We start from the raw sequence: 20,567 nt of genomic DNA on the forward strand, positions 1-20,567 counted from the left end.
CGGTCGTCATCGGCGCGCCCGCGCGCGGTCGTCATCGGCGCGCCCCGCGCGGTCGTCGACCGCTGTTCGCTGGGAGCGATCAACCTCGGGAACAAGCGTAGGCTGAGATGACTTCAGTGGGATTGACTCAACTTCCTCACGTGAGGGTGGACCACATGGCTCAGACCCGGGTGTTGCCCGTCCTGCCGCTCGACGACGCCGTCGTCCTGCCCGGCATGGTGGTGTCCCTCGACCTGTCCGACGACGAGACCCGAGCCGCTGTCGACGCCGCCCGCGCGGGTGGCGCACCCGGCGCTTCGGACGCCCGGGCGCCGGGGATCTCCAGTCGCTCCGGCGGTCGCCCGGCGGAGGTGCTGCTCGTCCCGCGTGTTGATGGGCAGCTCGCCGAGGTCGCGGCGGTGGGCGTGGTCGAGCAGGTCGGCCGGCTGCCGCGGGGTGGCTCGGCGGCGGTCGTGCGGGGCACGGTCCGAGTCCGGGTCACCGCCGTGCGCGCGGCCCCCGAGGGCTCCGACCCGACTGGCTCGACGGTGCGGTGGGCGGAAGCGGTCGAGGTGGCGCAGGCCGGCCAGGAGCAAGCCGCCCGACCGGCGCAGCCCAGCGCATCCACGTCGTCCGACGGTGGTGGGCGGTCCGACGGTGGTGGGCAGTCCGCCGCCGCGCCGGCCGGCGAGGTCGCCGATGTCGATCGGCTGGCCAGGGAGTACCGCGCGCTCGTGACCGACCTGCTGCGCCAGCGCGGCGCCTGGCAGGTCGTCGACTCCGTCGCCACGATCACCGATCCCGGCGCGCTCGCCGACACGGCGGGCTACGCCGCCTACCTGACCACCGCGCAGAAGATCGAACTGCTCGCCACGCCGGACGTCGCCACCCGCCTGGAGCGGCTGCTGGCCTGGACCCGGGATCACCTCGCCGAGCTGGACGTCGCCGAGACGATCCGCCGTGACGTCCAGGAGGGCATGGACCGCCAGCAGCGTGAGTTCCTGCTGCGCCGCCAGCTGGAGGCCGTCCGCAAGGAGCTGGCCGAGCTGGACGGCCCCGGCGCGGACGGCGAAGGCGCGGCCGGCTCGGAGCCGGCGGCCTACCGGGCCCGCGTCGAGGCGGCGGACCTGCCCGAGAAGGTGCGGGCCGCGGCTGTCAAGGAGATCGACAAGCTGGAGCGCACCGCGGAGTCCTCGCCCGAGGGCGGCTGGATCCGCACCTGGCTCGACACCGTCCTCGATCTGCCCTGGAACGTCCGCGCGGAGGACTCCTACGACATCGCCGCCGCCCGGGCCGTCCTCGACGCCGACCACGCGGGCCTGGCGGACGTCAAGGAGCGGGTGATCGAGCACCTGGCCGTGCGGCGTCGCCGTGCCGACGCGGGGCTCGGCGTCGTCGGCGGCCGGCGCGGCGGGGCCGTGCTGGCCCTCGCCGGCCCGCCCGGCGTCGGCAAGACGTCGCTCGGCGAGTCGATCGCGCGGGCCATGGGCCGGTCGTTCGTCCGGGTGGCGCTCGGCGGCGTGCGCGACGAGGCCGAGATCCGCGGCCATCGGCGCACCTACGTCGGCGCGCTGCCCGGCCGGATCGTCCGGGCGATCCGCGAGGCCGGGTCGATGAACCCGGTCGTCCTGCTCGACGAGGTCGACAAGCTCGGCGCCGACTACCGGGGCGACCCGACCGCCGCGCTGCTGGAGGTGCTCGACCCGGAGCAGAACCACACCTTCCGCGACCACTACCTGGAGGTCGAGCTCGACCTGTCCGACGTGCTGTTCCTGGCCACCGCGAACGTCCTGGAGGCGATCCCGGCGCCGTTGCTCGACCGGATGGAGATCATCCGGCTCGACGGCTACACCGAGGAGGAGAAGGTCGTGATCGCCCGCGACCATCTGCTGCGCCGCCAGCTCGACCGGGCCGGACTCGCCGCCGGGGACGTGACGGTCACCGACGACGCGCTGCGGGCGCTCGCCGGCGAGTACACCCGCGAGGCGGGCGTGCGTGACCTGGAGCGGTCCATCGCCCGCCTGCTGCGCAAGATCGTGGCGCGGGTGGCGCTCGGCGAGTCCACCCTGCCGGTCGCGGTCGGCGCCGGCGACCTCACGGGCTACCTCGGCCGGCCCCGGCACACCCCGGAGTCGGCGGAGCGCACGGCGCTGCCGGGCGTGGCGACGGGCCTCGCCGTCACGGGAGCCGGCGGTGACGTGCTCTTCGTCGAGGCGTCCCTCGCCGACCCGGAGACCGGTGGCGCCGGCATCACGCTCACCGGCCAGCTCGGCGACGTGATGAAGGAGTCGGCGCAGATCGCGCTGTCCTACCTGCGCTCGCACGGCGTGGAGCTCGAACTGCCCGTCGGGGACCTGGCCGACCGCGGGGTCCACGTGCACGTTCCCGCCGGGGCGGTACCCAAGGACGGGCCGAGCGCCGGCGTGACGATGACGACGGCGCTGGCGTCCCTGCTGTCCGGCCGCCCGGTGCGCGCCGACGTCGCGATGACCGGGGAGGTGTCCCTGACCGGCAGGGTGCTGCCGATCGGCGGGGTGAAGCAGAAGCTGCTCGCCGCCCACCGCGCCGGCCTCACCACCGTGCTGCTGCCCCAGCGTAACGGGCCGGACCTGGACGACGTGCCCGCGCCGGTCCGTGACGCCCTCACCGTCCACCTGGTGACCGACGTCCGGGAGGTCCTCGAGCTGGCGCTGGAGCCGGCGTTCGAGGCCGACCGGGGCGGGCGGACCGCGGGCGCCTCGGGCCGCTCTCCGACAGCGCTGGCGGCCTGAGCCCATCCGGGCCGGGCTGGCGTATCCACCTCGCCGGCCCGGCCCGGCCCGGCCCGGTCCGGTGGCGCGGGGCAACGGACAGGGCGGACGCCGACCGCGGACAGTCGCGGCGGGATACGGCCGCGTACGGCTGGCAAGCGACACGCCGTGGACGAGGTAAACAGCATGTGACCGGGGCGCACGAGACGCGGATCACGGCTACGGTCGGGGCGTGGATCGTGGCCGCTGTCTTCGGCAGGAGCGCATCGCACAGCAGCGCATCCTGGGGCTCAGTCGACGAGGGGTGCGTCAACGACCGCGAGACAACCGCGGCCCCGCGCATCTCCCGAGCCGGCCACCCGGCAGACGGCGCCGCAGAACACGCTGACCTGGCTCGCCGGCCCGGATGTCAGCCCCACGCCGCCAGCGGTGTCCGGCCGCGCCGGCGTCACCTCCGACCCGGTGAGTGTCGTCACGCGCCGACCCGTTAGAGTAATCGGATCCCCGTGCCGGCACGGCGAAGGGACCGGACGAGGTGGACGCGCTCAGACGCGGATGGGTCGGCCTGGCGCTGTTCTCCGCGGCGCTGGTGCTCATGCCCATCCTGGTCTTCAGTTACGACAAGAGTGACCAGTCCGGCACCCGCATGGATCCGACGGTCCTCGCCACCTTTCCGGGTGCCCTGGGAAGCCCGCTCGACCCGGCGTCCAGCCCGTCCCCCAATCCGGGCGGACTCCGCTTCATCGGGGTGAAGGACGGCGAGACGATCTCGGGTTTCCGGCTCATCCAGGTCGAGGCGGCCAGCTACACCGGCCCCCTCGAGTACGTGCTCAACGGCCCGATCCAGACCTACGACATGCCGGTGGCCCGACCGCCCTACATCTTCTCGGTGGCGTCGGGGGGCTGGCAGACCACCGAGGTACCAAACGGCCAGTACACCCTGACCGCCATCCCGACCGAGGCGGCCTACAACCAGATCTCCGTGACGTTCACGGTGAGTAACTCGTTGGGTCAGACTCGTTGATATTCGTCCCCGCCCGGGGGGCCACTCGGCTCCGTGGCCGGGGGTGCGCGTGACGGTGCGCGCCGCAGACCTTAGTGTCAGCGGGATGGATCGTCTGGTGTGGATCGACTGCGAGATGACGGGCCTGGACGCCACGTCGGATCTGCTGCTGGAAGTGGCCTGCCTGGTTACGGACAGTGAGCTAAATCTGCTCGACGAGGGCGTGGACCTGGTGATCTCAGCACCCGGCGACGCCCTCGACGCGATGGTGCCCATCGTCCGCGAGATGCACGAGACGTCCGGCCTGACCGCCGCCGTCCGCGCGTCCACGCTCACCCTCGCCGAGGCGGAGAAGATCGTACTCGACTACGTCCGCGCCCGTGTACCCGAGGCGCGCAAGGCGCCCCTGTGTGGCAACTCGATCGCCACCGACCGCACCTTCCTCGGCCGGTACATGCCGACGCTCGACGCCCACCTGCACTACCGCATGATCGACGTCTCCTCGATCAAGGAGCTGGCCCGCCGCTGGTACGTGCGCACGTACTACGCCGCGCCGGTCAAGCGCGGCGGCCACCGCGCCCTCGCCGACATCCAGGAGAGCATCGAGGAGCTGCGCTACTACCGGCAGGCCCTGTTCGTCCCCGCGCCCGGCCCCGGCACCGAGCAGGCCCGCGCCATCGCCGCCGAGGTTCGCGCCCAGACCGACGCCTTCGCCGCCGCCCGCGCCGAGGCCGCCGCCCCACCCGCGCCCCCGACCCCGACCGCGAGCGCGAGCCCCAACGCAACGTGATGCCCACATCACCGGTAACCCGCTTGCCCACACGGTGACATCGCCCGGTACGATGGCTTCGCTCGGTAGGACGCTCCAGGCGGTACCTCCGGGACTCACGCCGGTAGGCGCGGCTCGCGAGCCGTGATCGCCGGACTGTCCCGGGTGCGCCGGCGGTGCGGAAGCCGGTCGCGGTGGGTGTAGCTCAGCAGGTAGAGCACCGGGTTGTGGTCCCGGTGGCCGCGGGTTCAAGTCCCGTCACCCACCCCACAGTTCCTGTGCTGTTGCCAGGATGAGGCCTAGCCGGCCTGCCGGCGATCCCGAGCACGCGATCGTGGCTGGCTTGGCAGTGACACAGGCTCACCAGGCGATGCCATGAGCCACGAACCGTCGCGCCGGCGGCGTTTGCTGGCGCAGGGGTGGCTATAGATCCCGGCATGGCTGGGATGAGGCGACGGCGTCGGCGGCCGGGGGAGCCGGCGGCGGACGCGTGGCCCGGAGGTGGGGTTGCACGAGGCGGCCCGCGCGGCGGGCAGCGGATCGTCTCGCCGGGCCGCCGGGCCGCCGGGCCCGCCCGATCGCCGGGCCGCCTGGCCTGCCCGAGCCCGGGACGTGCCCCGCCTGGCAGGGCGCCGAACAGGAAACGCGGTGACGGAAGCGGGCGCGTCACGGCGCCGCGCGTTTCCGGCGGGGTTATGGCCCGCCTCGGGGCGGGCCCGGGCGGGATAGCGCAGGGGACCTCCTCTGCGTCGCCGGCGGACTACAATTCGGCGCAGTGATGCTCGCGGCGCTGCGCGGGGTCTCGTGTGCGCGGCGTCGGAAACCGCTTTGACGCGGGCTGGGGTTATCGGTTTTCCCCGGCTCGCCGGCTCCTGGTCCGGGGACTGGCCGCGGAGCCGCGGACACGAAAGGAGTCGGTGTGCGCCTGTTGACAAGGCTGATGCGGGAGTTCGGCGGAGACGAGGGGAATCACCTGCTCCGCCTCGCGGGCGTTGCCGTCGCCGCGGAATCCGGCCTCGCCCACGCCGACCCAACCGCGGTGAGGGCGGTGGAAACGACGCCGGCACCGGCGTCGGCCCAGGCCACCTCCGATTCCTGCAATGCGGCCGGTGACGGCACCGCCCACCCCGCGCGGCGGACTCTGGTCTGAGTATGCCGTCCACGACTCGCCCCCGTTCCCGCCCCGCCGGCCACGGTCACGTACGCCGGTTACGGGTGCGCGCCGCTCATCCGGCCGGATCGACCAGGGCCGCCCAGAACTTCTGGCGGCTGCCGGAGCGGGATCTCGCCCGGCTGCTCGTGCTGACCGGGCAGATCGACCGCCTCGAACTGAAGGTGACCGTCCCGCCGTCGGACCAGGAGGCCACCTGCGTCGCGCTCGGGCTCGTCTTTCCGCGGACGCCCGCACAGCACGTCTACTATCTCGACACCCCCGACCGGGCGCTGCATCGTGACGGGGTGATCCTGCGGGCCCGCCGCATTCCCCGCGGCCCGGATGACTCCGTGGTGAAACTTCGGCCGTTGGTTCCCGGCGAGCTGCCCGCCCGGCTGCGCGATCGCCGGGATCTCGTCGTCGAGGTGGACGGAATGCCCGGCCAGTACGTCTGCTCCGGGGCGATCAAAGCGCGCCGTGACGCGAAGAACGTGAAGCGCGCGGTCGACCAGCGGGGCCCGTTGAGAGCGCTGTTCACGAAACCGCAGCTGCGCCTGCTCGCGACCCGGGCGGACAATATCGACGTCAACGAGCTCATGCTTTTCGGCCCGGTCCTGGCGTATCGACGCAGGATTCGGCCGGATGGCTTTGACGGTCGTCTCCTCGCGGAGCGGTGGGTCTATCCGGACGGCTCGCGGATCCTCGAGCTGTCCACCCGCTGCGCTCCCGGTGAGGCCCTGCGCACGGCCGCCGGCACCGCCGCCCTGATGCGCAGGCACGGCATCGACCTCACCTGGCCGCAGCAGACCAAGACCCACGTCACCCTGGACTTCTTCGCGCGGCAGCACCGCGCGGCCCGGCCGCCTACGGGGTGAGCACGACCTTGACGCAGTCCTCCAGCTTCTTCTGGAAGATCTCGTAGCCGTGGGGCGCGTCCGCGAGGGGGAGCCGGTGGGTCGCGAAGGTCTCGACGCCGAGGACGTCGGCGTCGGTCAGCAGCGGCAGGATCTGGTCGGTCCACCGGCGGACGTGCGCCTGCCCCATCCGTAGCTGCACGCCCTTGTCGAACAGGTCCATCATCGGCATCGGGTCGACCTCGCCGCCGTACACGCCGGACAGCGACACCGTCCCGCCGCGGCGCACCGCCCTGATCGCCGTGTGCAGCGCGGCCATCCGGTCCAGGCCGTACCGCTGCGCCAGTGGTCGGGCGAGCGAGTCCGGCAGCAGACCCACGGCGGCCTGCGCGGCCTTCCCCAAGGGCGCGCCGTGCGCCTCCATGCCCACGGCGTCGATCACCGCGTCCGGCCCGCGCCCGTCGGTGAGCCCGAACAGTCGCGCGGCGATGTCGCCTGGATCGTCGACGTCGAGGACGTCGGCTCCGTGCCGCGCCGCCAGGTCCATCCGGGCCCGCACCCGGTCGACCCCGATCACCCGCACCTCGCGGGGTGTGGTCGCCCGGATCCCGCCCGCGCCGACATGCCGGGCGAGCCGGACGCACATCTGGCCGACCGGGCCCAGTCCGAGCACGGCCAGCGTTCCGCCGTCGGGGACGTCGGCGTAGGCGACGGCCTGCCAGGCGGTCGGCAGGATGTCGGACAGGTAGAGGAAACGCTCGTCGGGTGGCCCCGGCGGCAGCTTCACCGGCCCGAACTGGGCCTGCGGGACGCGCAGGTACTCGGCCTGCCCGCCCGGGACAGCGCCGTAGAGGGAGGTGTAGCCGAACAGCGCGGCACCCTTGCCGGTGTCGCGGACCTGGGTCGTCTCACACTGCGCGTACAGGGCGCGATCACACATCCAGCAGTGACCGCAGGAGATCGTGAACGGCACCACCACCCGGTCGCCGGGCCGCAGGTTCGCCACCTCCGCCCCGACCTCCTCCACCACGCCCATCGGTTCGTGGCCGAGGATGTCCCCGGGACGCAGGAACATCCCGAGCACCTCGTAGAGATGCAGGTCCGAGCCGCAGATCGCGGTGGAGGTCACCCGGATGACCGCGTCCGTCGGCTCCGTCACCCGCGGGTCGGGCACATCCTCCACCCGCACGTCCCGCCGGCCCTGCCAGGTCAACGCCCTCATCACCCTCACCTGCTCCCGATCGCCGCCGCGGGCCTCGTCCGCCACGGGTATGCCTCAGGCGTGGACTACCCCCGCATGGGTCCGCGACCCCTGCGCGTGCCCGTCCTCTGCCACGCCTGCGGCGGGAAGAATCGTCAGGGCACGCTCGTTCCAACAGGTAGTTGCACGAGCAATCAGAAGCGGCCGGCCGACCTGGTCGGCCGAGCGCACAGCCAGGAGGACGACATGCCCGCCGTCACCGCCGACACCGTCCATCTGCCCCGGCTGGGGACGCCCGGCCTCGGCGACGTCGACCGGCCGGTCCGCTCGATCACGACCGCGCCGAGCGGATCCGAAGGGGAGGGATTCCCGGTCCGCCGCGCGTTCGCCGGCGTCCGTCTCGCCGACCTCGACCCGTTCATCCACATGGACCAGATGGGGGCCGTCGACTACGGGCCCGGCGAGCCCAAGGGCACCCCGTGGCATCCGCACCGCGGCTTCGAGACCGTCACCTACATGATCGACGGCATCTTCCAGCACCAGGACTCGCACGGCGGCGGCGGCCTCATCACCGACGGCGCGACGCAGTGGATGACCGCCGGCGCCGGCATCCTGCACATCGAGACGCCGCCGGAGGACCTGGTCGTGCGCGGCGGGCTGTTCCACGGCATCCAGCTGTGGGTGAACCTCCCGGCCAGGGACAAGTTCACCCCGCCGGCCTACCAGAACCTCGAGGCCGGCCAGGTCGTGCTTGCCGCGTCGCCGGACGGCGGCGCCCTGCTGCGGATCATCGCGGGCGAGGTAGGCGGGCAGCGCGGGCCGGGCTCGACGCACACGCCCATCTCCGTCGTGCACCTGACGGTGGCCCCGGGGGCGACCGTGCACGTGCCGTGGAACCCGGAGTTCAACGCGCTCGCCTACATCCTGGACGGACGGGGCGCGGTGGGCCCGGCCGCGGCCCCGATCCACTCCGGCCAGCTCGCGCTCCTCGGCGCCGGTGATCTCGTCACCGTGGCCGCGGACGCCCGGCCGGATTCCGCGACCGGTGCGCTGGAGGTCCTGCTGCTCGGCGGTCGCCCGATCCGCGAGCACGTCGAGACGTACGGGCCGTTCGTCATGAACACCCGCGCGGAGCTGGCCCAGGCCGTCGAGGACTTTCAGGCTGGCCGCCTCGGCGTGATCCCCGACGGCGCCCTCATGCCCCACCGCCCGGCCTGACCCGCCGCGTCCCAAGCCCGGCCGAACCCAGCTGAACCCAGCTGAACCCGCCGCCGAGACCCAGCCCGGCCGGCCCGCCGGCCGGGCTGTCCGGGTGCCGTCGCCTGGCGGACAATCCGCGGTGAAGGCTTCCGGAATGGCGTCCGCGAGAATGAGGACAGTATGCTGGATTCGTGTTCGGACGCATGATGTCCGGGTGCCCGGCGACGACGTAGCGCCTTCGCCGGCCGGCGGCGGTCAGGTGACCGAGGGGGCGTCGTGTTGCAGGAGACCGGACCGGAGAACGAGTCCACCGCAGGCCCGCGGCCGGGGCGGATGCAATGGCCGCCGGCGAGTGTTCTCGGCCGGGTTCCCGAGAGCGCCCGGGCGGACATTCTTCAGCTCGGCACCTACCGTGAATTCGCCAGTGAGGACGTCCTCATGCGGGAGGGCGACCGCACGAACTTCGTCGTCATCCTGCTGACCGGCTGGGTCAAGGTCACCGCCACCACGGAGAACGGGGGATTCGCGCTGCTCGCGATCCGCCACGGCGGCGACCTCATCGGCGAGCTCGCCGGGCTGGACTCCGAGCCGCGCTCGGCGACCATCACGGCGGCCGGGGCGGTGCTCGCCAAGGTCGTCGCGGCGGACGCGTTCGTCGCCTTCCTGCATCGCCAGCCCGACGTCCACCAGGTGGTGAGCAGCACGATCGGGGCGAAGCTGCGCTCGGCGACGCGCCGACGGGTGGAGTTCGGTGGCTGTTCGGTGGCGGTCCGTGTCGCGCGGGTCATTCTGGAACTCGAACGGGCCTACGGGGGATCCACGCCGGACGGGCGGCGTCGCGTCGGTGTCGCCCTCACCCAGCCCGAGCTCGCCGCCCTGGTCGGGGCCGCCGAGCCGACGGTGCACAAGGCGCTGCGCGAGCTGCGCCACCGTGGGGTGCTGGCCACCGGGTACCGCGCCATCGTGATCCAGGACCTCGAGGCGCTGCGGCGCGCGGCAAACCCGTAGGAATACGAGGCACCCGGCCCGCCCCATCGCGACACTGAAACCCCGTGGCCCTGACCGCGGAGGTGTGAACGTGAGCGAAAGACCACCGGGAATCCGCCGGATATGCATCGCACTGACGGCCGAGCGGACCGGGGACGCGGCGCCCGGCGGGCCACGGTCACGCCGCTGGGCCCGGGATCTCGACGCCGTCATCGAACGCGCGCGGCGACTCGGCGAATGCGACCGGGCATACTGGCTGCGCCCGCCGGACGGCGGGGGTGAACTCGCGCTGCTGCCGCCGGGAATCGACGAGGGCCGTTTCGTCGCCGCTTTCGCCGGGGAAATCCGCGCGGTACTCGCCGAGCGTAATGCGGGGGCGGCGGCGCCGGCCCGACTGCGGTTGCGGGTGGCCCTGCACCAGGGCATCACCCACCTGGACGAGCACGGCTTCTCCGGCCGCGCCGTGCGCAGGGTAGTCGAGCTGCGGGACTGCGCCGCGCTGCGCGCCGAGTTCGTCCGCCGGCCGGCCGCCGACCTCGCCCTCGCCGTGTCCGCGGAGCTGTTCGACGACGTCGTCGAGCACGACTACCCGGGGCTGCGCGGGCGGGACTTCCGCCGGGCCCGGACGGGGCTGGCGGCGGGGCGACGCGCCGAGGTGTGGCTGCACGCGGAGGCGTCCTCACCGACGGTGCCGCTGGTGCCGCTGGCGAACGCGGCCACCACGACGTCCCGGCCCGCGGCGCCGCGTCCGGGCCCGCTCACCACGGCCGCCGCCGGCGCCGGCCGGGTCGGGGCCGCCCGGCTCGCACTCGTCCCCGACTGACGGTTCACGCGCTACCAGGCAGCGGCTGCCCCCGCCGCATGCTCGGGCAGACTGGCGGGGTGCTGCGACATGTGACGGCGGTGCGGTACGCGACACCGCTGCGGGAGGGCGGCAGCCTGCCCGGGCTGATGGAGGGCGACGACCTCGGCACCTGGGTGGTGAAGTTCCGCGGGGCCGGGCAGGGGCCGAAGGCGCTGGTCGCCGAGGTGGTCGTCGGGGAGCTCGCGCGCGAGCTGGGGATGGACGTCCCCGAACTCGTCGGTGTGCAGGTCGATCCCGAGCTCGGCCGCACCGAGCCCGACCAGGAGGTCCAGGACCTGCTGCGGGCCAGCGCCGGGCTCAACCTCGGCATGGACTACCTGCCCGGCTCGATCACCTTCGACCCGCTGGCCACCGAGGTGGCGGGCGAGACCGCCGCGCGGGCGCTCTGGCTGGACGCGCTCACCCTCAACGTCGACAGGTCGTGGCGCAACCCGAATCTGCTGGTCTGGGGCGGGCGGCTCTGGCTGATCGACCACGGCGCCGCGCTGTACCCGCACCATGACTGGGCGAGCGCGGCCGCGGCGGTGGCGCGGCCGTTGCCCGGCGTCGCGGATCACGTCCTGCTGCCGCTGGTCGCCGCCGCCGCGGGCGCGTTCACCGCGGCGGACGAGGCGCTCGCGGCCCGCGTCGACGCCGAGCTGCTCACCGCGGTCGTCGACCGGGTGCCGGACGCCTGGCTCGACGTGCCCCGCGTCCGCTACGTCGACTGGCTGCTCGGGCGGCTGGCGGCGCGGGCGGCCTGGCGGGACCCCGTTCTCGCGGCGCTCGCCGAGGCGACGGCACCACCAGCGCGAGCCGGCGGCACGACCGCGGGCGGCGGCAGCGCCAGCGGTGCGCGTGGCGCGGCGCGGCCGGGGGCGGCGGGACACTCGGGGCGGCCGGACTGGCTGCGCGCCGGGGACTGGCTGCGCACCGGCGGGCGGGCCGCCACGGGAGACGGCGATGCGTGAGCTGTTCGAGTACGCGGCGATCCGGGTGGTGCCGAGGGTCGAGCGCGGGGAGTTCGTGAACGTCGGCGTCGTCCTGTACTGCCAGCGTGCGCGCTACCTTGACCTGCGCTGCCGGCTCGACGAGACCCGCCTCGCCGCCCTCGACCCCTACCTCGACGCGGACGCCGTCGTCGCGCACCTGGCCGCCTTCGCCGCGGTGTGCGGCGGGGGTGCGGCGGCGGGCCCGGCGGGGCGGCTCGCCCCGGGGGAGCGGTTCCGGTGGCTGACCGCGCCGCGCAGCACGGTCGTCCAGACTTCGCCGGTGCACACCGGCCTGACCTGCGACGCGGCGGCGGAGCTGGAGCGCCTCGCCGCGCTGCTGGTCGACCCGCCGGCCCCGCCGGCCGCCGGGGGTGGCACGCGACCGGCCCCGGTCGCCTGAACCATGACACCCGGGGGCGCGCGCGGGGGCCCACCGGTGGCGGCACAACCGCCGGCAGGGCGGCGCAGTCAGGAACGGTCGGCGGCGCCGCTGCCGAGGGAGCGTTCCCGGCGGCCCTGCAGCACGACCACCAGCTGGTCGGCGGCGAGCAGCAGCACGGTCAGCCAGGACACCATCGCGACCTTGCCGAAGGCCGCCACCCAGTCGCCGTTCGTCGGCAGCGAATGGCGATCCTGCACTTCGAGGACGTACAGGGCGCTGATGGTCAGGCAGAGCGCCGGCGCCACCCTGGTGATCCACCGGCCACGCGGCGCGAGCAGCGCGATCGCCGTCGCGCAGGCGACCACGATCCCCGCGGACAGCGAGACCAGCGCCCAGGAGAGCAGGCCCGCGCCCACCGCCGCGACCACCGTCGTCCGCGGGTCCGCCGACACGGCCCGGCCGCTCCACGGGTCGACCGTGGGCAGGTCCGGCCGCACCTGCACCCCCGCCACCGCGGCGGCAGCCCGCCGCCGGCCGGTCGCCCGCCGGGTGGTCACCAGCACCAGGGCCAGGAAGAACAGCACCGCCACCGCGGACAGCACCAGGCTGTACCGGACGATCTGTTGGGGAGCCCAGGTGAGGGTCACGGTGAACGCCGCGGCGGTGGGCGTGACCCGCCAGCCGTTGGCGTACCCGTCGACCAGCCGAGGTGCGCCGGCGTCGGTGCCGTTCACCGTCGCCTTCCAGCCGCGGGACAGGCTCTCCCCGAGCACCAGCCAGAACGGCGTGCCCGGCTTCGCGCCCGTCACCTGAGCGGTGAACGAGGTCGCCGAGGTGGAGGTGACCGTGACCTGCGGACGCGTCCCGTCGGCCGGCCGCGTCGAGGTCGACTGGGCCGCCGTCGACTGCGTCGCGGCCGACCGCGCGGACTGGGCCTGCGCGGGTGCCTGCTGGGTGGACGGCTGCGGTGCGGACGGCTGCGGTGCGGACGGCTGCTGTGCCGCAGCCGGTGGGTTGCCCGTGTCGCCCGCGCCCAGCCAGGGGCCGCCGCCGGCATCCGAGGCGAACAGCAGCCGGTCGAGGTCGAAGCCCAGGCCGGCACCGTTGCCGGTGCGGACCAGGTGCTCGCCGGGGCCGAGGGTGATCGCCCCGCCGCAGGTCGACACCCGCAGCCCGAGACGGGCCACGGCGTCCGCGGTGGAGCCGTCGATCCGCAGGCCGACGGGCTGCCCGTCAATGCTGAGCAGGTCGTACCGGCAGGTCCCGGGCAGCTGAGCGAGCAGCTGCTGCGCCACGGGCTGCCCCGTCGCGGCGGTCCCCGAGGTCCCCGAGGTCCCCGAGGCACCGGTGGCGTCGGCGGCCCCGGTGGGCAGGCCGGGCAGGCCGATCTCGGCGATGCCGATCGGCATCGCCAGCGGTTGGCGGCTGATCGGGTCGAGGCTGCGGACCGTGCGCGCGTCCTCCACCGCGAACCGCCAGGTGCTGCCGGTGACCGCGGGGAAGTTCAGCGTGACCTGACGGGTGCCGCCGCGCTGGGTGGTGTCGCTCACCGGCGGGACGGCCACCGAGCCGACCTGGCGTCCGTCGACGATCAGCCCGATCCGCGTCGGCACCGAGTGCCGGCCGTCCGCGACCAGCGACATCGTCGCCGACGACGTCGTGACCGGCGCCGGTGAGGCGACCTGGATCCAGGCGCCGACCTGGGTGCCGATGCCGGGGCTCCAGACGGTCGACGGATCGCCGTCGAACGCGCTCGACGAGCGGTCCGCGATCGACCCGGGCAGCCGGCCGGACGAGGTGACGACGGGCAGGGTCGCCGGGCGGCCGAGGATCCGGTCGATGCCGTCGTCGGAGGCGTAGGCGGAGACCCGGGCGGTGCCGGTCAGCGCGAACGTGCGGGTCGTGGGAAGGTCGAACGACCGGCTGATCACGTCCTCGGTGTCCTGCTTGAACGGCTCGGCCGGGTTGGCCCGGTCCCGCGACATCTGCAGCGCGAGCCGGTGCCCGAGCGAGGACGCCCCGGCGGTGGTGAGGGTGTCGCTGGGCATGCGCAGCACCTCGTCCGCCGTCAGCGGCCTCCCGTCAGCGCCGGGGATCGCGACCTCGGCGAAGCCGACCGCCGAGACGTTGTCGTAGCCGCGCTGGCGGCCGAAGTTCGTCGCGTCCACCCGGATGCGCAGGGTGCGGAACGCGCGGGACGGGAAGGTGACGACCTGGCCGGCCTGCGTCCGCGACGACGGGGACATGTCGACGGTGATCGGCGAGCCGCCGTCGAACGTGAGCGTCGCCCGGGTGATCCACCGGTTGCGCGGCCCGGACAGCGGCTGGGTGAGCGTGATGTGGTCGGTGGTGGTCGGCACGGCGAGCGTGGTCTGCCACTCCTCGCCGGTCGGGTCGGTGAAGGCGCCGACCCGCCAGGCGGTGGCGAGGTCACCGTCGATGCCGCGGTCCGGCCGGTCCCAGGGCCCGTAGGCGAACGAGTTGCCGTAGCCGGAGGCCGTCACCGAGGCGATCTTCGCCGGCTCGCCGGGGGCGTGCAGGCTCAGCGTCGTCTCGTTCGCGGCCGTCTCGCCGGGGAACAGCGGCAGCCGGTTGTCGTTCGGGTCCTTCTTCAGCGGCGCGACGCCGGGCTGCTCGACGTAGCCGAAGTTCTCCCGCACGCCCGTCCACCGCTCGGCCCGCAGCCGGTTGGTGTCCGTGACGAGCAGGTCGGCGCCGTCGTCGAGGGCCTGGCGCACGTCGTCGGGGGAGTCGGCGAGCGCCGGCGCGTACAGGATGGCCCGCCCCTCGGCGACCGGTCCCGCGAGCAGTCCGGAGGCGGCGGCGTCGACCAGCGCCTCCCCGTTGCCGCTGACGAGCAGCGGGCGGGCGGTGGCGGCGGTGCGCACGATCGGCTGGGTGCCGCTGACGGGGAAGACGGCCAGCGCCGGCGGGTCGGGCACGGTGTTCTTCGTGCCCAGGGTGATCTCGTCGGTGAACGGGATGCCCGGATCCTCGGCCACCGGCGGGCCGTACGTCGTGGGCGTGCCGAGCCCGGCCGGCCGTTCAGAGGTGAACAGGTCCCAGGTCGAGCGGGGACGGGGGGTGCGGTAGCGCTCGTAGGCGAGGTTGCTGCGCAGCACCACGTCGCCGACGCCCATGAGCCGGGCCAGGTCCGGCACGGCGGACGTCTCCAGCACGCCCTCCTGTAGCCGGCGGTCGAGCGCCCGGACCAGGTCGACGCTGCCGGCCTCGCCGTAGGGGATGAGCTCGCGCACGACCAGCGGCCGGTCCATCAGGCCCTCGGTGACCGGGTCGAGCGTGCTGCCCCAGCGGTAGTGGGAGAAGTCGGCGCCGGGCAGCTCCAGCACCCGTGAGCCGTCGTCGTCCGCGTCGAGGGCGTGCGCCAGGTCCTTCTCGTACGACGGGATGTTCTCCGGGCGAACCAGCAGCCGGTCGACGAACTCGCCGCGGAACAGCGGCGTCATGTCCAGCGCGATCAGCAGCACGACCAGGCCCATCGCCAGTGCCGGGGTGTTGCGCAGGCGCGCGGCGCGGCTGGGCGCACCGGTGGGGGCGGCGCCGGGGGGAGATGCCGCCCGCCGCTGCGCGTGCCGTTCCTCGAGCGCGGCGAGACCACCGGCGAGCAGCACGGACAGTCCCAGCGCCACCATCGGCACCGCGCGTGGCAGCGACCGCAGGGCGAGGCCGGCCGTCGAGCCCTCGGCGAAGTCCTTGAACAGCGTCCCCCACGGCGACGGGTCGTCGTACGGGTAGACGCCGACGGCGATCGTCGTGCCCAGCAGGATCAGCGCGACGAAGTAGCCGCGATGCCCCCAGCGCACCGCCGAGGCGGCGACCAGCGCGAGGATCGGCACCAGGAAGCTGACGACGATGAGCCACAGGCTGTGGGTGTAGCCGGTCGCCGGCGCGATCCACGGGCCGAGCGCGTCCTGCCCGTAGAAGAACCAGTTGCCCAGGCCCCGCAGCACCTCCGAGGCCTGCGAGCTGCTCGCCACCGTCTGGATGGTCTCGGTGAAGGCGAGCACGTTCAGTCCGTAGCCGGCCTGGGTGTACAGCCCGGCCATCCACCACGCCGAGGTGACCAGGATCGCCAGCACCGCGCGCGCGCTCATGCCGAGCGCGGCGCCGAGGCGGACCTCCCGGGTACCCCACACGGCGAACGGGATCCACAGCAGCGGCGCGAACATGATGAAGATCAGACTGGACGCGTTGATGCTGCCGATGGTCGTGACGACCAGCGCGAACGCGCCCGGGAAACGCCAGCCGGACGGTTGCCATCCCGCCCGGCCCGGCTCCGCCTCGCGCAGCCCGCGCACGGTGATGCCGATCAGCCAGCCGAGCCCCGCGTAGGGCAGCAGGATCGCCGAGATCCGCGCCTCGTACTCGAGGATGTAGGGGGAGAGCATGTAGCCGAGCGCGGCGACGAACGCGAACCGGTCCGGCCAGCGAAACGAGCGCAGCAGGAACAGCACGCCGGTGCCCGCGCCGAACAGGATGGAGCCCGTCCACAGCCGCTGGGCCACCCAGTCGGGCAGCCCGGCGACCTGCGCCAGCCAGTAGAACAGCCCCTGCGGGAACAGGTAGCCGATGTTCTGGTGGGTGACCGTGCCCATGCCGATCGCGGGGTCCCACATGGAGACCGCCCGGCGCAGCATCCGGCCCGGGTCGATGTACAGGTAGGCCTTGGTGTCCGCGCCGATCTTGCCTGGGGCGGTGGCGAGCAGCGGCAGGTAGGCGATCGCCGCCAGCACGAGGGTCGGCCACGACGGCAGGCGGCCAGGCCACCGTCCGCGCCGCGCCGCGGCCGGGGGCCGCGCGCCGTTCGTGGACGTCGTCCCGTTCGTGGACGTCGCGCCGTCCGTTCCGGAGGATGACGTGGTCAGGGTCACCGGATCACCGGATCGCCGGGGTCGTCGCCACGGTCACCGGCGCCGCCCGGTCGCGCCGATCGCGCGGGCCGCCGCCTCCTGGCCGGGGCCGCGGCGCCGCGCCGCCTCCCGGACCAGCGCGGCGAACGTGGCCCGCGCCGTCTCCGCCCAGGTGAACGTCGCCGCGTGGGCGAGCGCCCCGGCCGCGAGCCTGGCCCGCAGGTCGTTGTCGGTGAGCACGCCGGCCAGCGTCTTGCCGAGCTCGGCCGGGTCCTCCACCAGCACGCCCGTCTCGCCGTCGACGACGGCGTCGGTGTGCCCGGCGATCCGGGTCGCGACCGACGGGGTGCCGCAGGCCGCCGCCTCGGTGATCGTCATGCCCCAGCCCTCGCGGGCGGACGCCGAGGTCAGCACCCAGGCCCGCCGGTAGAGGGCGAGCAGCTCCTCGTCGTCGACCCGGCCCACCAGGCGCAGCCACTCGCCGGCCCCGGCCGCGCGAATCTTCTTCTCCAGCTCGGGCCGCTCGTAGCCGTCGCCGACGATCACCGCCTCCATCGTCGGGTGCTCGTCACGGGCGCGCAGCAGGGCGTCGATGAGGACGTCGAAGCGCTTCACCGGCACCAGCCGGCCGACCGCCAGCACCAGCGGATGCGGCGAGCGCTCGCCGGCGGGGGTGTAGGCCGGGTCGATGCCCGGCGGCACGACCGTGATGTTGCGCGGCGGCAGCCCCAGCAGCTCGATGATCTCGTGCCGGGACGACTCGGACAGGGTGAGGATGCGGGTCCGCCGGTACATCGGCGGCGCGACCTTGAACTCCATCGTCTCGCCCACCGTGGCCAGCCGCGGCGAGAGGACCATCCGCCACATCTCGGCGTGCACGTGGTGCAGGAACACCACCCGCGGGCAGCGGGCCCAGACGGGGGAGAAGAACGGCATCCCGTTCCAGATCTCGACCAGGCCGTCCCACGGGCCGGTGCGGCCGAGCGCGCCGGACAGCGCGGTGCGGGGGAACACCGAGTAGCGGCCGGCCTTGCGGACCACCGTGTAGCCGTTGCGCCGCACCGACTCGGGATGCCCGGGCGCCATCGCGGTGCGCAGGCTCACGTCGAGGCCGGCCTGCGCCCAGCGCTCGGCGACCTTGTCCGCGTGCAGCTCCGACCCGCCGGACTCCGGGTCGTCGAGGTCCCGCCAGGCCAGCATGTGCACCCGGCGCAGCCCCGACGTCTCGACGAGTTCGGCGAGTGACGGCGGGCGCTGGGCGACCTCCTCGATGCCCGGCGCGCCGACCTGCGCGGCCAGCAGCCGGGCCGGAACGGCGTCACCGGTGCCGGTCCCCGCGGCGGTGCCCGCCTGCGGCCGGATCAGGCCCGTCGGCACCGGCGGGATCGTGGCGCCCGGGCCACGGCCATTGCTCTGCGCGCTCATGCCCGGGCCGTCCGGCGGGCCGCGGCCAGCACCGACAGGCCGGTGACGACGGCGAGCGCCGCCTGGCAGGCGAGATCGGCGCGAGCGGTCGCGGTGGGGGATCCGTCCGCCCAGACCAGGAGCGGAAGGGCCACGGCGGCGGCGAGCCCCAGGGCCAGCAGGACGCCGCGTTCGCCGAGAGCGAGCAGGTAATGGGTGAACAACACGGTAGCTCCGAGACAGGTCATCGCCGCGGCCAGGGGGAGGAGCGCGCCGGAGGCGTCGGTGAAGCGGGGGCCGAAGGCCAGAGCAAGAAGTGTGTCGGGTGCGAGGAACGCGGCGGTGAGCAGCCCCACTGCCGGTACGAGGAGTATCGCGATGGTCGCGCCCAGTTGATGCAGAGCGTGCTGGCCCAGATGGCGCCGGTCGGCGGCCTCCGGCAGCAGGAAGCCCGCGAGCACCACCGCGGCGAGCACCAGCACCTTGCTGGCCACGGAGACGGCCGCGTAGGAGCCCGACAGCTGCGGCGCGAGCCGCCCCTGCACCAGCACGTCCACGTTCTGCAGCAGGCCGAGCAGCACCAGCGCGACGAGCGCCGCCGCGACCTCGACGGCGAGACGCGCCGGCGCCTGGGGCGCCCTCCGGGGCCCGGCGGCACCGAGCCCGGCAGTGTCGCCTGGCCTGGCAGTGTCGCCGATCCCGGCAGTGTTGCCGAGCCTGGCAGTGTCGCCCCCGGCAGCCGCGGAGACCCCCTGCGGACCGGTGCGCGGGGTGATGTGCCCGGTGGCAGGGGAGTCGGGGGACGCGGGGGAGCCGGCCGATGCGGGGGAGCCGGCCGATGCGGGGGAGGCGGCCGATGCGGGGGAGGCGTGGGGGGCCGCCGAGGCGCGGACGGCATGGGGGGCGCGGGCGAGGGCCAGCCGGGCGTGTGCCAGCGCGACGACCACCCCGCACAGCACGCCGAGTGCCGCGCCCGCCTGGTCGAGGCCGGCGAGCACCAGGGCGATCGTGACCACCGCCTTGACCGCGGCGTCGACGAGCAGGTTCACCGCCAGCGCGGGGTAGAGCCGGGCGCACTGCAGCAGGCCGCGGTCCACGCACAGCAGGCACCAGGCGGCGCCGGCGGTGATGATCTCGGTGACGCCGCCGGGCCCGGGCAGGGACAGCTCGTGGGCCACGAGCCCCCGGCCGCCGAGGGCGAGCGCGGCCACCGCCAGCACCGTCACGACGCCGGCGCGGCGAACCCGGCGCACCCAGCCGGCCATCAGCTCCAGGCGGCCGCTGTGCTGCCACTGGGTGACGCGGCGCACCACGCCGACCAGCAGCGCGCTGCCGGGCATCGACACCACGAAGAAGATGGCGATGAGCTGGGCCACCGCGCCGTAGGAGCGGGTGCTCATGGCCCGGGCGATGATCAGGGTCACGCCCAGGTTGGCGGCGTTGGCGACCAGCCCGGCGGCGGCCAGCGGGACGGCCCCGCGCAGCGCCCCGCGCAGTGGCGTCGACGGCCCCGCGGCTTCCGGTTCGGTCGGTGGGGGAGCGTCCGCGGGGAGCCCGGGTGCCGGGCGCGGATCGGGCGCCGGGCGGTGCAGCGGGGCCCGCCGGGTGAGCGGGGTGGCGTGGCGGGCCGAGGGCGCCTGCGGGCGGGACGCCGCTCGCGGGCCGCGGACGGCGTGACGATCACGCAGGTCCAGCGGGCCGCGGGTGGCGGGGGAGGACGGTAGGGCCGGGGCGCGGCGGGCGGGTCCGACCGGCGTCTGGCCCGACTCGTTCCCCGACGGGGTGGCGTTGCGGTTCATCAGAGCCCTCCCCGACGGCGCACGCGGACGTCCTCCCCGGTGGGGGCTGGGGAATACCCCGCTCGCGGCCGGTTCACCCGCGGTGGGGCGTCCGGTTGCGCGGTCCGTCCAGGGGCCGGCACTCACCTGATCGTCAGCGCCTTGCCCGTCGATTCCGCCTCCAGTGCGAGGTCGGCGTCGACCATCATCGCGATCAGCTCCTCGAAGCCGACCTTCGGCTCCCAGCCGAGCACCTCCCGCGCCTTCGACGCGTCCCCCACCAGCACATCCACCTCCGCCGGCCGGAAGAACCGCGGATCCTGCCTCACCAGCTCCGACCAGTCCGCGATCCCCACCCGGGCGAACGCCGCATCCAACAACTCCCGAATACTGTGCGTCT

Annotated in this window: 15 protein-coding genes and 1 tRNA gene; 11 read left to right on the plus strand and 5 right to left on the minus strand. The window is 74.3% G+C overall.

The features are described 5' to 3' along the window. Positions 1–155 precede the first annotated feature (155 nt). The 6 genes from lon to AC6EXY_RS29485 all read left to right on the plus strand — a co-directional run bounded on the left by lon (position 156) and on the right by AC6EXY_RS29485 (position 6,529). Positions 156–2,750: an endopeptidase La gene (gene lon, locus AC6EXY_RS29460; RefSeq protein ID WP_101831283.1), complete on the plus strand. Its 2,595-nt coding sequence runs from the start codon at positions 156–158 to the stop codon at positions 2,748–2,750. A gap of 514 nt (positions 2,751–3,264) precedes the next feature. Further along, complete coding sequence (locus AC6EXY_RS29465; RefSeq protein ID WP_101831277.1) at positions 3,265–3,753, plus strand: hypothetical protein; 489 nt, start codon at positions 3,265–3,267, stop codon at positions 3,751–3,753. Between the two features lie 97 nt (positions 3,754–3,850). Beyond that, on the plus strand, positions 3,851–4,522 hold the full coding sequence (gene orn / locus AC6EXY_RS29470) for an oligoribonuclease (protein WP_499817270.1): 672 nt from the start codon (positions 3,851–3,853) through the stop codon (positions 4,520–4,522). Between the two features lie 173 nt (positions 4,523–4,695). After that, a tRNA-His gene (locus tag AC6EXY_RS29475) sits at positions 4,696–4,771 on the plus strand. 649 nt (positions 4,772–5,420) lie between these two features. Continuing rightward, the gene (locus AC6EXY_RS29480; protein ID WP_499817271.1) at positions 5,421–5,651 is read left to right on the plus strand and encodes a hypothetical protein; all 231 of its coding nucleotides are present in this window, start codon (positions 5,421–5,423) and stop codon (positions 5,649–5,651) included. A gap of 65 nt (positions 5,652–5,716) precedes the next feature. After that, on the plus strand, positions 5,717–6,529 hold the full coding sequence (locus AC6EXY_RS29485) for an adenylate cyclase (RefSeq protein WP_499817272.1): 813 nt from the start codon (positions 5,717–5,719) through the stop codon (positions 6,527–6,529). Here the strand turns inward: AC6EXY_RS29485 and AC6EXY_RS29490 are convergent. After that, positions 6,519–7,730 carry a zinc-dependent alcohol dehydrogenase gene (locus AC6EXY_RS29490; RefSeq protein WP_101831282.1) on the minus strand — a complete coding sequence of 404 codons (1,212 nt, stop codon included), beginning with the start codon at positions 7,728–7,730 and terminating at the stop codon, positions 6,519–6,521. The two genes, AC6EXY_RS29485 and AC6EXY_RS29490, sit on opposite strands and share 11 nt — an antisense overlap. Positions 7,731–7,955: 225 nt before the next feature. Between AC6EXY_RS29490 and AC6EXY_RS29495 the strand changes: the two genes are divergently transcribed. The 5 genes from AC6EXY_RS29495 (at position 7,956) to AC6EXY_RS29515 (ending at position 12,132) form a co-directional block, all read left to right on the plus strand. Then, on the plus strand, positions 7,956–8,927 hold the full coding sequence (locus AC6EXY_RS29495) for a pirin family protein (protein ID WP_101831273.1): 972 nt from the start codon (positions 7,956–7,958) through the stop codon (positions 8,925–8,927). Between the two features lie 315 nt (positions 8,928–9,242). Beyond that, positions 9,243–9,917: a Crp/Fnr family transcriptional regulator gene (locus tag AC6EXY_RS29500; RefSeq protein WP_101831281.1), complete on the plus strand. Its 675-nt coding sequence runs from the start codon at positions 9,243–9,245 to the stop codon at positions 9,915–9,917. Positions 9,918–9,987: 70 nt separating this feature from the next. Then, positions 9,988–10,719, plus strand: coding sequence for a hypothetical protein (locus tag AC6EXY_RS29505; protein ID WP_499817273.1), 732 nt, complete (start codon positions 9,988–9,990; stop codon positions 10,717–10,719). Between the two features lie 59 nt (positions 10,720–10,778). Then, positions 10,779–11,711, plus strand: coding sequence for a HipA family kinase (locus tag AC6EXY_RS29510; protein WP_499817280.1), 933 nt, complete (start codon positions 10,779–10,781; stop codon positions 11,709–11,711). After that, a complete protein-coding gene (locus AC6EXY_RS29515; protein WP_499817274.1) occupies positions 11,704–12,132 on the plus strand; it encodes a DUF3037 domain-containing protein in 429 nt (142 codons plus the stop codon). The genes AC6EXY_RS29510 and AC6EXY_RS29515 overlap by 8 nt, the downstream gene beginning before the upstream one ends. Positions 12,133–12,200: 68 nt before the next feature. Here the strand turns inward: AC6EXY_RS29515 and AC6EXY_RS29520 are convergent, their stop codons facing one another. The 4 genes from AC6EXY_RS29520 to AC6EXY_RS29535 form a co-directional block, all read right to left on the minus strand. After that, positions 12,201–17,006, minus strand: a complete 4,806-nt coding sequence (locus tag AC6EXY_RS29520; protein WP_499817275.1) for an alpha-(1->3)-arabinofuranosyltransferase domain-containing protein — start codon at positions 17,004–17,006, stop codon at positions 12,201–12,203. Positions 17,007–17,039: 33 nt separating this feature from the next. Next, on the minus strand, positions 17,040–18,410 hold the full coding sequence (locus AC6EXY_RS29525) for a glycosyltransferase family 4 protein (protein ID WP_101832390.1): 1,371 nt from the start codon (positions 18,408–18,410) through the stop codon (positions 17,040–17,042). After that, a complete protein-coding gene (locus AC6EXY_RS29530) occupies positions 18,407–20,188 on the minus strand; it encodes a hypothetical protein (RefSeq protein ID WP_499817276.1) in 1,782 nt (593 codons plus the stop codon). The genes AC6EXY_RS29525 and AC6EXY_RS29530 overlap by 4 nt, the downstream gene beginning before the upstream one ends. A gap of 122 nt (positions 20,189–20,310) precedes the next feature. Further along, a partial coding sequence (locus AC6EXY_RS29535) for a GDP-mannose 4,6-dehydratase (RefSeq protein WP_499817277.1) occupies positions 20,311–20,567 on the minus strand: 257 nt, incomplete at its 5' end.

The sequence above is a fragment of the Frankia sp. RB5 genome (genome assembly GCF_059816245.1).